We start from the raw sequence: 13,064 nt of genomic DNA, 5'->3' as shown, positions 1-13,064 counted from the left end.
TAGTCTCGCGCCAAGCCCCCTGACCGGATGCCGCATGTGCCCCTGACCGACCTGCCAGACCACCGCGCCCAAAGCGCGCTGTCTTATCCTGAGATCGACGCCGCCGCCCGGCAGGCCGGGCTCGCGGTCTGCGGCGCCCTGCATCCAGCCCGGCAGCCCGTCAAGGCGCTGGCGGACGGGACATTGGTCCTGCTCGGCACCGCCGGGGCGTTCTGGCCCGCCTTCAAGAACAGCCCGGAACACAAGGACGGCGTCCCGCATCCGGTGGACCGCTGGTCTGAGCGGGTGGTCGGCGCCCTGGCGGAGGATTTGGGCGGCAATGCCCATTTCCCCTTTGGCGGGCCGCCCTACACGCCGTTCGTCAACTGGGCGCTGGCGTCGGGCCGGTTTTTCATATCACCGTCACAGATGATGGTGCATGATCGTGCCGGAATGCTGATATCCTTGCGGGGAGCCCTTCATTTCAAACAGGAAATTGACATCCCCCCTCCGCCTTTGGCAGAATCCCCCTGCCGCAGCTGCCCCTCCCGCCCCTGTCTCAGCGCCTGCCCCGCCGGCGCATTGGCAGATGGCGGCCCCTACGATCTGGCGGCCTGCCACGACTATCTCGACACCCCCGCCGGCGGCGGCTGCATGACTGGCGGCTGTCTTGCCCGCCGGGCCTGCCCGCTAAGCCGCAACGCCGGCCGCGACCCGCAACAAACCGCGCACCACATGAGGCATTTTCACCCCCGATGACCTGCACCCTGATCCTGACCCGCCATGCCAAATCCGCCTGGGACACCAATGTTCCCAGCGACCACGCCCGTCCGCTGAACAAACGCGGACGCCGGTCTGCCCCGGCCATAGCCGCCTGGCTGCGCGATAACGGGTATGTGCCGGATCAGGTGATCTCATCCTCCGCGCAGCGCACCCGCGAGACCTGCGAGCTGATGGATCTGGGGGTGCCTGCGCGGTTTACAGAACGCCTGTATCAAGCCAACTCGGAAATCATGTTCAGGGTGCTGAGCGAGGCCGACCAGCCGCGCATCATGCTGATCGGCCACAATCCCGGCATCGCCGCCTTTGCCCATTCCATCGTGTCCAGCCCGCCGGACCATTCGCGGTTTGACGACTACCCGACCGGCGCGACACTGGTGGCGGAGTTTGCGATCAGCAGCTGGCGCGACCTGGCCTGGAGCAGCGGCAAACCGATCGATTTTTCGGTGCCGCGGGAACTGCTGGGGGAGTGACCTTGAAGGGTCTGTGCCCGCAGGCTATTCTGCCCGCACGGAACCAGGAGATTTTATGTCCCGTTAAACTGCAGCGCCGCGGCGCCCTGTGCACTGACCTAAACGCGGACGCCAGCCCCTTCCGGCCGGCGGCGTGATGGCTTTGCTTGACAAACTGGACACATGCTGCCGAAAGCGCAACGCAACCTGGGACCCCCCTGACAATGATCAGACCCTATGAGGCTTTCGACAAGGAAGCCGTTCTTTCCATCTGGCGGGAGGCCAATGCCCTGGCCCATCCGTTTCTGAGCCCGGAACGGGTGGTTCAGGCCGAGACCATGATCCGCGACACGCTTCTGGACATGGCAGAGACCTGGATCAGCGCGCCGGCAGGCACGCCCGCGGGATTCATCTCGCTGCTCGGCGAGGAGGTCGGCGGCCTGTTCGTCCTGCCCCTCTGGCAGGGCCGCGGCCTTGGCCGTGTGCTGCTGGACAAGGCCTGCGCCTCACGCCCGCGGCTGGAACTTGACGTCTTTGCGGAAAACATCCGCGCGCAGCGGTTCTACCGCCGGTATGGCTTCACAGAAGCCCGCCACCAGGTGAACCCGTTTTTCGGTCATGCCGAAATCCGCATGACCCTGGACCCGGGCTAGGCAATGCAGGCGGCCGCATCCCGCGCGGGAGGGGGCTGGAATGTCCGCCGCCGCGGGCCTAGATTTTGCAGCGGACCAAAGTTTTTCAGGATTGGAAACCTCCATGCACCGCCGTTCCCTGCTGCTCGCCGCAGCCGCCCTGCCCCTTGCCAATCTGCCTGCCTTAGCAGCGGCACAGGAGACCATCCGGATCATGAAATCGCCCAGCTGCGGCTGCTGCACCGCCTGGGCGGACCGCCTGGCCGCCGCCGGGATGGAAACCGAGGTCCGGGAGGTTGCCGATGACCAGCTCTGGCAGATGAAGGAGCATCTGGGCATCACCGGCGACCTGGCCTCCTGCCACACCGCGCTGGCCGGTGCCTATGTGATCGAGGGGCATGTGCCTGCGGAAGACATCCAACGGCTGCTGGCGGAGCGGCCTGATGCGCTGGGGCTGACAGTGCCGGGAATGCCGCTCGGCTCTCCGGGAATGGAAATGGGCGACGCGCGCGAAGCCTTCGACACGCTGCTGATCAAGGCGGATGGCAGCACTGAAGTCTTTGCCAGCCATTCCTGAAAAAGAGGGCCTGAACAGGGCCATCTGACCAAAAAAGGCCGGGCGCTTTGCCCGGCCTTTTCCATTCGCGATGATGAAGGCTCAGTGGCCCAGGATCTGGCTGAGGAACAGTTTGGTCCGCTCGCTTTTGGGGTTGTTGAAGAACTCCTCCGGCTCGTTCTGCTCCACGATCTGCCCCGCATCCATGAAGATCACCCGGTTCGCCACCTGCCGGGCAAAGCCCATCTCGTGGGTGACGCAGAGCATGGTCATGCCTTCCTCGGCAAGCTCGATCATGGTGTCGAGCACCTCCTTGATCATCTCCGGGTCCAGCGCCGAGGTCGGCTCGTCGAACAGCATGATGCGCGGCATCATGCACAGGCTGCGCGCGATCGCCACACGCTGCTGCTGGCCGCCCGACAGCTGGCCGGGGTATTTATGCGCCTGGTCCGGGATCTTGACCTTTTCCAGGAAATGCATCGCCCGCTCGATCGCCTCTTTCTTGGGCGTCTTGCGGACCCAGATCGGCGCCAGCGTGCAGTTCTCCAGGATCGACAGATGCGGGAACAGGTTGAAGTGCTGGAACACCATGCCAACCTCGGAGCGGATCTTGTCGATGTTCTTGAGGTCGTTGGACAGGACGGTGCCATCCACCTCGATCCTGCCCTGCTGATGCTCTTCCAGGGCATTCAGGCAGCGGATCAGGGTGGATTTCCCCGAACCGGACGGGCCGGCAATGACGATGCGCTCGCCCTGGTTCACCGTCAGGTTGATATCGCGCAGCACGTGGAAAGATCCGTACCACTTGTTCATGTTGGAGATTTCGATGGCGACCTCGTCGCTCACCTGCATCTTGGAACGGTCGATTTGACGGTCGGTCATAAGTTCAGACATATGTTGAACTCCTTAACGGTGGCCAGTCTGAAGCTTGCGCTCCAGATACATGGAATAGCGGGACATGGAGAAGCAGAAGACGAAGAACAACAGGGCGATGAAGCCGTAAAGTTCCCAGACAATGCCGTTCCAATTGGCGTCCGCGCGAATGGCGTTCGACAGGCCCAGAGGGTCCAGAAGCCCGATGATCGAGACCAGCGTGGTGTCCTTGAAGACGCCGATGAAGGTCGAAACGATGCCGGGGATCGAGATCTTCAGCGCTTGCGGCATGATGATCAGCCGCTGCGCCTGCCAGTAGTCGAGGCCGAGTGAATCGGCGCCCTCGTACTGGCCGCGGGGCAGCGCCGCCAGGCCGCCGCGGATCACTTCGGCCATATAGGCCGAGGCAAACAGCGTCACCATGATCAGCACCCGCAGGATGATGTCGAAGTTGGTGCCGGGCGGCATGAAGATGTTCAACAGCGTCGACGCCACGAACAGCAGCGTGATCAGCGGCACCCCCCGGATGAACTCAATAAAGCCGACGCAGATGTATTTGACGATCATCAGGTCCGACTGGCGGCCCAGCGCCAGCACGATGCCGATCGGCAGCGAGCAGGCAATCGCCACAACGCCGATGGTCACCGACAGCATGAAGCCGCCGAACTTGCGGCTTTCGACCGCTTCGATGCCGATGGGCAGGATCGACTCCAGCGCGCCCGATACCGGCGCCGCCAGCACCATCCACCAGATCACAGCCGCCGCCGCCCCGAGGATCACGCCCAGAAGTGTGCTCAGCGCTTGCGAGGCGAACTTGTAGACCAGCCCGCCGATGACGAACCCCGCCATTGCGGCGATCGGCATCCAGATGGTGCCGCCCCACAACAGCCAGGGGAAGATGAACGGGTAAAGCAGCGAAAAGATCAGCAGTTTCGACGGCACCCGGTCCGAGAACAGCACCGGCGCCAGCGCCACGCCCAAAAGGACAAATGCGGCAATCGGGCGCCAGTACAGATGGCTCGGGTAAAAGCCGAAGATCAGCTGGATCCAGCGCTCCTTGATCACGCCCCAGCAGGCGCCATGGGCATCGCCATGGCCCGCTGCCGCCAGCGTTTCACGGCAGTTGGACAGCGAGGTGCCGTCCCAGGTCGGCGACAGGATCCACGGCACGATGGCGGCCAGCACAAAGTAGATCGCCGCCAGCGAGGCAATGGTCAGAATCGCGTTGAACCAGCTGGAGAACAGATTATGGCGCGCCCAGCCGATGGCCCCGACCTCAGAGGCCGGCGGCGCCTGTTCCGGAAGCATGGTGTCGCGGACAAAGGCGACGGTATGGGAATGGGTACCGCTCATCTCAGCGCTCCTTCAGCTTCACGGCTTCGTTGTACCAGTTCATGACCCCGGAAATGGTCAGCGAGATCGCCAGGTACACCAGCATCAGCAAGAGAACGCATTCCAGCTCGCGGCCGGTCTGGTTCATGGTGATGCCGCCCAGGGTGCCGGTGATGTCCATATAGCCCACCGCAATCGCCAGCGACGAGTTCTTGGTCAGGTTCAGATAGTTGGAGATCAGCGGCGGGATGATCACCCGCAGTGCTTGCGGCAGAACCACCAGCGACATAATCCTGTTGGAGCGCAAGCCCAATGCCTCGGCAGCTTCGGTCTGGCCCTTGGAGATCGCCATGATCCCGGCGCGCACGATTTCCGCGATAAAGGCGGCCGTGTACAGCGACAGCGCCAGCCACAGCGCGATCAGCGAGTTGCGCAGATGGGTGCCGCCCTGGAAGTTGAAGCCCTTCAGCGCCGGGTACCCCAGGTGGAAACCCAGGCCGATCAGCAGCACCAGCATCGGCAGCACGATGATGCCGGTGCGGACATGCCAGGTTTTCGGCCGTACGCCGGTGGCTTCCTGAATGCGGTTGGCGCGCAGCGTCACCCGGTGGGCGCCCCACAGGCTGAGCCCCAGCACCGCCAGAATGGCAATCAGGTCCAGGCTGACGTCAAACCGCAGCGCGGCCTCGCCGAACACATGAACGTCGCCCAGCGTGCGCGAGAACAGCGGCTCGGGGATGTAGACACCGCGGTTGGTTACCGCCACGCTGTCAGCCAGGCTCATCGTGGCTTCGGGATTTTCGCCCCGGAACGCCCGCGGCGCCGGCAGGGTTTCGATCAGGATCGCCATCACAAAAACGATCCACAGCAGCACCGGCACGTTGCGGAACAGCTCGACGTAGATCGTCATAAGACGCGCCACCAGCCAGTTCGAGGACAGCCGCAGAACACCGATGATCACACCCAGTATGGTGGCGGTGATGCAGCCGAGGACGGCAACCACCAGCGTGTTCAGAAGCCCCATCAGCGCGGCCCGCAGATGGCTGTCGCGCGAGGTGTACTCCAGCAGGCGCTGGTTGATGTCATAGCCGGCCGACTCGGTGAAGAAACCAAAGTCGATGGCCTTGTCCTGCGCAGCCAGGTTGCTCAGCGTGTTGTCGATCAGCCAGGCTGCCAGCAGCATGAACCCGAGCATCGCGATAACCTGGATGGTCGCCGACCGGTAGCGGGTGTCGTAAAGGAGCATAGACAGCCGGAACTGCTCCTTTGGAGGGTCAGTTAACGTTGACATATATTGTGATCCCCTGCCTCCGGTGGTCTGTCCTGGCGGGGTTGTCCCCGCTCCGCAGCGGCCCGGAGGTTGTTATTTGATAAGAAAAGGGCGCAGGAAATTCCTGCGCCCCTCCCGGTGGTGTGGTTAGCGGAACGGCGGTGCGTACAGCAGGCCGCCTTCGGTCCACTGTGCGTTCAGGCCGCGGGCCAGGCCGACCGGAGTGTCTTCGCCGATGTTCTTGGCAAAGATTTCACCGTAGTTACCCTGCGAGGCGATCGCATTCTGGGCCCAGGCGGCGTCCAGGCCAAGCATCTCGCCCAGGGTCCCTTCGCTGCCCAGCAGACGGTTGATTTCCGGGTTCTCGGTGCCGGCGGACATTTCGCTCAGATTGGCCGAGGTGATGCCCAGCTCTTCAGCCGCGACCAGTGCGTTCAGGGTCCAGCGGACCACATCGCCCCATTCGTTGTCGCCATGGCGGACCAGCGGGCCCAGCGGCTCCTTGGAGATGATTTCCGGCAGCAGCACATGCGCGCCCGGATCATCAAAGGTGGCGCGGGTGGCCGCCAGGCCGGAAGCGTCGGTGGTGTAAACGTCGCAGGCACCGGCCAGGTACTGCTGCTGCGCTTCGGCATTGGTTTCGATCGGAACCGGCTCGTAGGAGATGTTGTTGGACCGGAAGAAGTCCGCCAGGTTCAGCTCGGTGGTGGTGCCGGTCTGGATGCAGACGGTGGCGCCGTCCAGTTCCTTGGCCGAGGAGACGCCCAGTTCCTTCGGAACCATGAAGCCCTGGCCGTCATAGTAGTTGACGCCGGCGAATTCGAACTTCAGGTCGACATCGCGGCTGAAGGTCCAGGTGGTGTTGCGGGCCAGCATGTCGATCTCGCCCGACGCCAGCGCGGTAAAGCGGGTCTTGCCGGTGGTCGGCACGAATTCCACCGCGGTGGAGTCGCCCAGAACGGCTGCAGCCACAGCCCGGCACACGGCAACGTCGAAACCTTCCCATTCCCCGTTCGCATTCGGAGCCGCAAAGCCGACCAGGCCGACGGTGACGCCGCAGTTCAGCTTGCCGCGCGCCTTCACATCGTCCAGCGTTCCGGCAGATGCTGCACCCGCCGCAAGACCGGCAAAAGCCATTGCGCCCAAAATTACGGATTTTTTCATATTTACCTCTTCCTGATAGCCCGCCATTCAGCGGCATAGTCCGCCATTCAGCGGTTCTTATTGACCAGCGATCCCCCGCCGGAATTGAGACTGAAGAAGGGTTTACCCCTTTTTCGCGCTTAAGTGTGGGCGCATTCATCAACAAACGTCAAGGGTGGGATCAGGAAATTCGATATGCGGCATCCGCACAGATTGCCCGTGAGTAAATTTATTTACGTCACACGGGTCAATCCGGTAATTTCTGTTCTTTCAGGAGAAATCGTAGAACCGCTTGGCGTGCAGGAATTCCTGCCGCTTCACTTCCGCCGCGGCCTGGGCATCCTCGTCGACGCCCCACTGCTCTTCCTGCCAGCGCTCGTCCAGGCGCGACAGCAGCCACAGCTCATCAGCGCTGCGCCAGCCCTGCGCGGCGGCAAAGCCCAGGATCAAAGAGCCGGAAATCCCTACCAAATCATGGAAAGCCGCCAGCTGGAACGGTGTCATCGCATGCACCTGTTCCGCCAGCGCGGCCAGCGCCGCGGCCTCCTGCGGCTGATGCAGAATGCCGGTGCGCGGCTGCAGCCGCACGCCCAGCGCCTCTGCCGCCCAGTCCAGCGCCGGGTCCCATTCCTGCGCTTGACGCAACGTCAGCTCTGCCGGCGCGTCGGCGCGGTAGCACAACAGGTCGGAATCGCCGTATTCGGCCAGCATGGCGGCCACTTCGCTGTGCTGATGTGTCACCTTGTCAATCGCGGCGTTGGCAGACCGGGTGCAGGGCATGGTTCCGGGATCAACTGATTCGGTCTGCGCGTCCCATTCTGCAGCGATCGCCTCGGCCATGGCCCGGGTCGGCACCGCCAGCGGCGCCTTGGCCGGGGTCTTCACCCGGCGTCCGTCCAGCTCCACCGCAAACCCGTCTTCGGTCTGCACAACCGAAACCTCTTTCCAGAACCGCTTCTGTGCCCAGCCGCTCATCTCTTACGCCTTCCAAATCTCTGCCAGCAGCGGGCGCAGCTCCGCGAAATCGCGGATCAGGTAATCGGCGCCCAATGTCTCTGCCGGGTGGTATCCCCAGGGCACGGCAATGGTGGTGACCCCGGCTGCCTTGCCCATCTCAATGTCAAACCGCGTGTCGCCGATCATCACGGTGCTGCCGCGCTCCACCCCGGTTTCCGCCATCGCCGCCAGCACCATCGAGGGATGCGGCTTGGAGGGATGGTGATCGGCCACCTGCCGGGTCACGAAACATTCCAGCCCATGCGCCGCAATCAGCGCCTCGACGCCGCGCTGCGATTTGCCGGTGGCCACGCCAAGCAGGTATTCCGGCACCGCGTTCAGTTCCGCCAGAGCCTCCCTGGCACCGGGGTAAAGCGGCGAATGCCCCGCCCCTGCGGCCTCGCGGGCCAGCATATAGGAGGATTTGTATCCTTCCACCAGCGCGTCAACCGTGGCGGCATCCTGATCCGGCGCCAGCTCCTGCATCGCCAGCGGCAGCGACAGGCCGACAATCGACAGGATCGCCTCGCGCGGCGGCACCGGCAGGGCGGCACCGTCAAAGGCTTCCGCCATGGCGCCGGTGATCGCGCCCTGGCTGTCGGCCAGGGTGCCATCCACGTCAAACAGGATCAGCCGCAGCGGTGAACTCACTTCAGGTCCTCAAACGGGTCATCCGCCGCCAGATCCTCGGTCCAGCCGAAGGTGTCCCAGCTCTCTTTCATATGGTCCGGCAAAGGCGCCACAACCGAGACATTCTTATGGGTCACCGGGTGTTCAAACACCATCCGGCGGGCGTGCAGATGCAGCTTCTTCGAGATCACCCCGCCGAACTGCGCGCCCCAGCCGTCGCCCAGGTTCTCCTGCCCCGAGCCGCCGTATTTGCCATCGCCCGCAATCGGATGGCCCATGCCTGACATATGCGCCCGCAGCTGGTGGGTGCGGCCGGTGACCGGCTCCATCGCCACCCAGGCAGCGCGGGAGGCCACCCGGTACAGCGTGGCATAAAGCGTATGCGCCCGCTTGGCGCCCGGCGTGTCATCAATGTCCTGCGGATGCACGTTGATCATCTTCTCGCCTTCGCCGCTCTTGCCGTGGCCCGGCGCCTTCACCAGCCCGTTCTTGATCTCGCCAAGATAGGGCGTCGGCACGCCGGCAACCAAAGCCCAGTAGATCTTGCGGGTGTTCTTGTGGCGGAACGCGGCGGTCAGCCCCTGCGCCGCCTTGCGGTTGCGCGCCAGCACCAGCACGCCCGAGGTATCCTTGTCGATCCGGTGCACCAGCTTGGGCTTGTCCTCCAGCCCGAACTTCAGCGCCTCGGCCAGACCGTCCACATGTTTGGTGGTGCCGGAGCCGCCCTGCACCGCCAGGCCTGCGGGCTTGTTCAGCACGATGACGTCGTCGTCGCGGTAGATCACGCAATCGCGGATCATCCTGGCATCCGCTTCCGAGATCCGCATCTCCCGCGGTGCGGCAGGTTTCAGGTCGCTGTCCGCCAGCGGCGGCACCCGCACCACCTGCCCCGCCTCGACGCGGCTGTTGGCCTTCACCCGGCCGCCGTCAAGGCGCAGCTCGCCCTTGCGGCACATCTTCTCGATGCGGCCCTGGTTCACATGCGGAAACAGCCGCCGCAGCCAGCGGTCGATACGCTGGCCGCCATCGTCTTCGCTGACGGTAATCATCTGAACGCCGCTCATGCGAACACTCCTCTTGCGGCCATCAGGCCCAGAAACAAACCGCCCACGGACAATCCAACGGACAGAACAACATAAAGCGCCGCCTGCCCGAAGGCGCCGCGCTCGATCAGGTTGGCGGTCTCCAGCGAGAACGCCGAAAAGGTGGTGAACCCGCCCAAAAGCCCGGTCATCACCAAGGGGCTCAGGTGGGTCAGACCGCGCATCGCCGCTGCCACCACAAACATCCCCATCAGAAACGAGCCGATCACATTGACCGTTATCACCGCCACCGGGAAATCGTGATGGCCGAAAAGGCGGATCACCCCTAAACCGGTCAGGTAGCGGCACACCGCCCCAACAGCGCCGCCGATCGCGACCATGGAAACCGAAGACATCATCCCCGTCCTGTCGCGCGGGGGCGCCGGGATGTCAAGTTTTGCCCGCATTGCACTGCGCGCAGGGCCGCCTGCCCTTTCATCTTTCCCCAGGGCTCCGCCCGTTCGTGACTGAAACCGTCCCCCGGACGGTTTCCGGAGTGTCACTCCCCCCCCGCCGGAGGCAGCGGCTTTGCCTGCAAAGCCGCTTTACTTGTTCCGTTTCAGGCGCAGGTTCGCGAAATAATCCGTGCGCCGCTTCAACTCGCGCTCGAATCCGCGCTCCACCGGCTGATACAGCACCGGGCGTTTGACCCCGTCGGGGAAGTAGTTCTGGCCGGAAAACCCGTCCTCGGCGTCGTGGTCATAGGCATAGCCGTCGCCGTAGCCCTGCTCGGACATCAGCTTGGTCGGCGCATTCAGGATATGCTTGGGCGGCGGCGCGCTGCCGGTGGTCTTGGCCAGCCGCCGCGCCGCCTTGATGCCGACATAGACCGCGTTGGATTTCGGCGCCAGCGCCAGGTAGACGGCGGCATTGGCCAGCGCCAGTTCGCCCTCCGGGCTGCCAAGGCGCTCATAGGTCTGCCAGGCATTCAGGCAGACGGTATTGGCCTGCGGATCGGCCATGCCGATATCCTCGGTCGACATCATCGTCAGCCGCCGCGCCAGGAACCGCGGATCCTCGCCGCCCTCCAGCATCCGCGCCAGCCAGTAAAGCGCCGCATCCGGGTCGGAGCCGCGGATCGATTTGTGCAGCGCCGAGATCAGGTTGTAATGCTCGTCGCCGGACTTGTCGAACTTGGCGGCGCGCCGCATCAGCCGGCTGGCCAGCGCCTCGCGCCCCAAGGGCGCCGCCGCCTTCCAGGCCGCCACCTGTTCGATCAGGTTCAAGAGCGCCCGGCCGTCGCCATCCGCCATCTCATGCAGCGCATCGCGGGCATCCCCGGACAGCGGCAGCGCCCGGCCCAGCTCTTTCTCAGCGCGCTGGGTCAGATGCTCAAGGTCCGCCAGCGACAACCGCTCCAGCACCAGCACCTGGCTGCGCGACAGCACCGCGGCATTCAGCTCGAACGAGGGATTCTCGGTTGTCGCACCGACCAAGAGGATGGTGCCATCCTCCATATGCGGCAGGAAGCCGTCCTGCTGGGCCTTGTTGAAGCGGTGGATCTCGTCGACGAACAGCAGCGTTCCCTGGCCGTTCTGGCGGCGGATCTTTGCAGACTCGAAAACCTTGCGCAGCTCCGGCACCCCGGTGAAGATCGCCGAGATCTGCACAAAATGCAGGTCGGTCTCCTGTGCCAGCAGCCGCGCGATGGTGGTCTTGCCCACCCCCGGCGGCCCCCAGAAGATCAGCGACGACAGCGACCCGGACGCCAGCATCACCCCCAGCGGCGCCTCCGGCCCCAGCACCTGTTGCTGGCCGATCACCTCCGCCAGCGACTGCGGCCGCAGCCGGTCGGCCAGCGGCCGGTTCACACTGGGCTGCTGCGGATCGCCGTCCGCGGATGCAGGGCTGCCGAACAGATCCGCCATCAGAGCCGGAACCGCAAGGAGACGTGGCGGCCGCGGCGCTGCAGATCCATCTGGATCCAGCGGGTGCTGCCGGCCAGAATGGCATAAACATCACCGGTGCTGGCCACTGCCTGGCCGTTGACTGCCAGCAGCTGGTCCCCGGCCTGAACCCCGCCCCGCCCGGCATAGGGGCCGGGATCGGTGACCACCACCCCCTCGGCCGACAATGGCAGCCCGAGCCGGCTGATCACTTGCGGGTTGATCCGGGCCACGGTCAGCCCCGGCAGCGCGGTGTTTTCATCCAGCTGCACCGGGTTGGCGGGCGGCTGGTCGGGGGCTGTGATCATCGCCACCTCGATCTCCTCCCGTTCGCCGCCGCGCAGGCGGGTGATGGCGGACATATCGCCAAGCCCCGCAACCGACATCCGGAACACCATTTCCGAGGGCGAGTTCACCACCTCGCCATCGACATGGGTGATCACGTCGCCGACCCGGAATCCCGCCTTGGCAAAGGGGCTTTCACGATGCAGGTCGGAGATCACCATGCCCTCGGGCAGCTCCATCGCCAAGGAGGCCGCCAGATCCGCATCCACCGGCTGCCCTGCCATGCCGGCCCAGGGGCGCTGGAACTCTTCGGCGCCGCCGCGGGCCTGATTGACGAACTCCCGCACCAGGTTGGCAGGGATGGCAAAGCCGATGCCGTTGGAGCCGCCGGAGCGGGACAGGATACGGGTGTTGATGCCGATCAGGTCGCCATTCGCGTCGATCAGCGCGCCGCCCGAGTTGCCCGGGTTGATCGGCGCGTCGGTCTGGATGTAATAGCCAAAGCCGTCGCCCGCCCCCATGCCGGTGCGCGCCAGGCCGGAGATGATGCCGCTGCTGACAGTCTGGCCGACCCCGAACGGGTTGCCGATCGCCAGCACCAGCTCGCCGACTTCGACCTGGTCGCTGTTGCGCAGCTCCAGATGCGGCAGATCCTCGGCGTCTTCCAGCTGCAGGATCGCCAGGTCGCTGGCCTTGTCGCCCAGGATCACCCGCGCATTGTATTCGCGCCGGTCAGAGGCCACCACGCGGATTTCGGTGGCCATGCCCACAACATGGTAGTTGGAAACCACGATGCCGTCGCCCGACAGGATCACGCCCGAGCCCAGCGAGTTTTCCACCCGCGGCTGCGGCGTGGCAAAGCCGCGGAACAGGTCGTCAAAGAACGGATCGTTCATGAACGTTGAACGGCGGCGCTGCTGCACCTGGCGCACCACCTTGGCGTAGATGTTGACCACCGCCGGCGCGGCCTCTTTGACCAGCGGCGCAAAGCCCAGGCTGATCTCGGCCTGGGTCTGCGGCACCCGGGTTTCGGCCGCGGCCGGCAGAGCAAGAACAATGGCAAGGGCGGTCAAGACTGGGCGGATCATGCGGGCTCCAACAGTTGCTGTGCGAAGGATATGCGGAGAGAACGCCCGGATTGCAAGACGGGAGCGGTCAAGGACGGCAA

The 13,064-nt window shown here is 64.5% G+C and carries 14 protein-coding genes; 4 read left to right on the top strand and 10 right to left on the bottom strand.

Features of this window, described 5'->3' with window-relative positions; translation table 11 throughout:
* Nucleotides 1-27 precede the first annotated feature (27 nt).
* From METH_RS01250 to METH_RS01235, 4 genes are all read left to right on the top strand, one after another.
* On the top strand, nucleotides 28-738 hold the full coding sequence (locus tag METH_RS01250; protein WP_052348646.1) for a hypothetical protein: 711 nt from the start codon (nucleotides 28-30) through the stop codon (nucleotides 736-738).
* The gene (locus METH_RS01245; RefSeq protein WP_024088578.1) at nucleotides 735-1,232 is read left to right on the top strand and encodes a SixA phosphatase family protein; all 498 of its coding nucleotides are present in this window, start codon (nucleotides 735-737) and stop codon (nucleotides 1,230-1,232) included. The genes METH_RS01250 and METH_RS01245 overlap by 4 nt, the downstream gene beginning before the upstream one ends.
* 203 nt (nucleotides 1,233-1,435) lie before the next feature.
* Entirely contained in the window at nucleotides 1,436-1,864 is a 429-nt protein-coding gene (locus tag METH_RS01240; protein WP_024088577.1) for a GNAT family N-acetyltransferase, read from the top strand.
* Between the two features lie 103 nt (nucleotides 1,865-1,967).
* Entirely contained in the window at nucleotides 1,968-2,420 is a 453-nt protein-coding gene (locus METH_RS01235; RefSeq protein ID WP_024088576.1) for a DUF411 domain-containing protein, read from the top strand.
* 81 nt (nucleotides 2,421-2,501) lie between these two features.
* On the opposite strand, the gene METH_RS01230 is transcribed toward METH_RS01235, so the two are convergent.
* The 10 genes from METH_RS01230 to METH_RS01185 all read right to left on the bottom strand — a co-directional run bounded on the left by METH_RS01230 (nucleotide 2,502) and on the right by METH_RS01185 (nucleotide 12,984).
* Nucleotides 2,502-3,293 carry an amino acid ABC transporter ATP-binding protein gene (locus METH_RS01230; RefSeq protein WP_024088575.1) on the bottom strand — a complete coding sequence of 264 codons (792 nt, stop codon included), beginning with the start codon at nucleotides 3,291-3,293 and terminating at the stop codon, nucleotides 2,502-2,504.
* 12 nt (nucleotides 3,294-3,305) lie between these two features.
* Nucleotides 3,306-4,625: an amino acid ABC transporter permease gene (locus METH_RS01225; protein ID WP_024088574.1), complete on the bottom strand. Its 1,320-nt coding sequence runs from the start codon at nucleotides 4,623-4,625 to the stop codon at nucleotides 3,306-3,308.
* A gap of 1 nt (nucleotide 4,626) precedes the next feature.
* A complete protein-coding gene (locus tag METH_RS01220; protein WP_024088573.1) occupies nucleotides 4,627-5,895 on the bottom strand; it encodes an amino acid ABC transporter permease in 1,269 nt (422 codons plus the stop codon).
* 126 nt (nucleotides 5,896-6,021) lie between these two features.
* Nucleotides 6,022-7,038, bottom strand: a complete 1,017-nt coding sequence (locus METH_RS01215) for an amino acid ABC transporter substrate-binding protein (protein WP_024088572.1) — start codon at nucleotides 7,036-7,038, stop codon at nucleotides 6,022-6,024.
* Nucleotides 7,039-7,287: 249 nt separating this feature from the next.
* On the bottom strand, nucleotides 7,288-7,992 hold the full coding sequence (locus METH_RS01210) for an ATP12 family chaperone protein (RefSeq protein WP_024088571.1): 705 nt from the start codon (nucleotides 7,990-7,992) through the stop codon (nucleotides 7,288-7,290).
* A gap of 3 nt (nucleotides 7,993-7,995) precedes the next feature.
* Nucleotides 7,996-8,664 (bottom strand): HAD family hydrolase, encoded by a 669-nt coding sequence (locus tag METH_RS01205; RefSeq protein ID WP_024088570.1) that lies wholly within the window; start codon nucleotides 8,662-8,664, stop codon nucleotides 7,996-7,998.
* Complete coding sequence (locus METH_RS01200; RefSeq protein WP_024088569.1) at nucleotides 8,661-9,707, bottom strand: RluA family pseudouridine synthase; 1,047 nt, start codon at nucleotides 9,705-9,707, stop codon at nucleotides 8,661-8,663. The genes METH_RS01205 and METH_RS01200 overlap by 4 nt, the downstream gene beginning before the upstream one ends.
* Nucleotides 9,704-10,084 carry a fluoride efflux transporter CrcB gene (gene crcB, locus METH_RS01195; RefSeq protein WP_024088568.1) on the bottom strand — a complete coding sequence of 127 codons (381 nt, stop codon included), beginning with the start codon at nucleotides 10,082-10,084 and terminating at the stop codon, nucleotides 9,704-9,706. The genes METH_RS01200 and crcB overlap by 4 nt, the downstream gene beginning before the upstream one ends.
* A 186-nt stretch (nucleotides 10,085-10,270) precedes the next feature.
* The gene (locus tag METH_RS01190) at nucleotides 10,271-11,593 is read right to left on the bottom strand and encodes a replication-associated recombination protein A (protein ID WP_024088567.1); all 1,323 of its coding nucleotides are present in this window, start codon (nucleotides 11,591-11,593) and stop codon (nucleotides 10,271-10,273) included.
* On the bottom strand, nucleotides 11,593-12,984 hold the full coding sequence (locus tag METH_RS01185; RefSeq protein WP_024088566.1) for a trypsin-like peptidase domain-containing protein: 1,392 nt from the start codon (nucleotides 12,982-12,984) through the stop codon (nucleotides 11,593-11,595). Before METH_RS01185 ends, METH_RS01190 begins: the two co-directional genes overlap by 1 nt.
* Between the last annotated feature and the right edge of the window lie 80 nt (nucleotides 12,985-13,064).

This window comes from Leisingera methylohalidivorans DSM 14336 (genome assembly GCF_000511355.1).
GTDB lineage: Bacteria > Pseudomonadota > Alphaproteobacteria > Rhodobacterales > Rhodobacteraceae > Leisingera > Leisingera methylohalidivorans.
This window is presented reverse-complemented; position numbering and strand designations above follow the sequence as displayed.

What these genes read in the sequence shown, in the direction of transcription:
- METH_RS01190 (WP_024088567.1), bottom strand. Translation starts at nt 11,593, where the DNA reads ATGGCGGATCTGTTCGGCAGCCCTGCATCCGCGGACGGCGATCCGCAG.
- METH_RS01210 (WP_024088571.1), bottom strand. Translation starts at nt 7,992, where the DNA reads ATGAGCGGCTGGGCACAGAAGCGGTTCTGGAAAGAGGTTTCGGTTGTG.
- METH_RS01200 (WP_024088569.1), bottom strand. Translation starts at nt 9,707, where the DNA reads ATGAGCGGCGTTCAGATGATTACCGTCAGCGAAGACGATGGCGGCCAG.
- METH_RS01220 (WP_024088573.1), bottom strand. Translation starts at nt 5,895, where the DNA reads ATGTCAACGTTAACTGACCCTCCAAAGGAGCAGTTCCGGCTGTCTATG.
- METH_RS01235 (WP_024088576.1), top strand. Translation starts at nt 1,968, where the DNA reads ATGCACCGCCGTTCCCTGCTGCTCGCCGCAGCCGCCCTGCCCCTTGCC.
- crcB (WP_024088568.1), bottom strand. Translation starts at nt 10,084, where the DNA reads ATGATGTCTTCGGTTTCCATGGTCGCGATCGGCGGCGCTGTTGGGGCG.
- METH_RS01240 (WP_024088577.1), top strand. Translation starts at nt 1,436, where the DNA reads ATGATCAGACCCTATGAGGCTTTCGACAAGGAAGCCGTTCTTTCCATC.
- METH_RS01250 (WP_052348646.1), top strand. Translation starts at nt 28, where the DNA reads ATGCCGCATGTGCCCCTGACCGACCTGCCAGACCACCGCGCCCAAAGC.
- METH_RS01185 (WP_024088566.1), bottom strand. Translation starts at nt 12,984, where the DNA reads ATGATCCGCCCAGTCTTGACCGCCCTTGCCATTGTTCTTGCTCTGCCG.
- METH_RS01225 (WP_024088574.1), bottom strand. Translation starts at nt 4,625, where the DNA reads ATGAGCGGTACCCATTCCCATACCGTCGCCTTTGTCCGCGACACCATG.
- METH_RS01245 (WP_024088578.1), top strand. Translation starts at nt 735, where the DNA reads ATGACCTGCACCCTGATCCTGACCCGCCATGCCAAATCCGCCTGGGAC.
- METH_RS01215 (WP_024088572.1), bottom strand. Translation starts at nt 7,038, where the DNA reads ATGAAAAAATCCGTAATTTTGGGCGCAATGGCTTTTGCCGGTCTTGCG.
- METH_RS01230 (WP_024088575.1), bottom strand. Translation starts at nt 3,293, where the DNA reads ATGTCTGAACTTATGACCGACCGTCAAATCGACCGTTCCAAGATGCAG.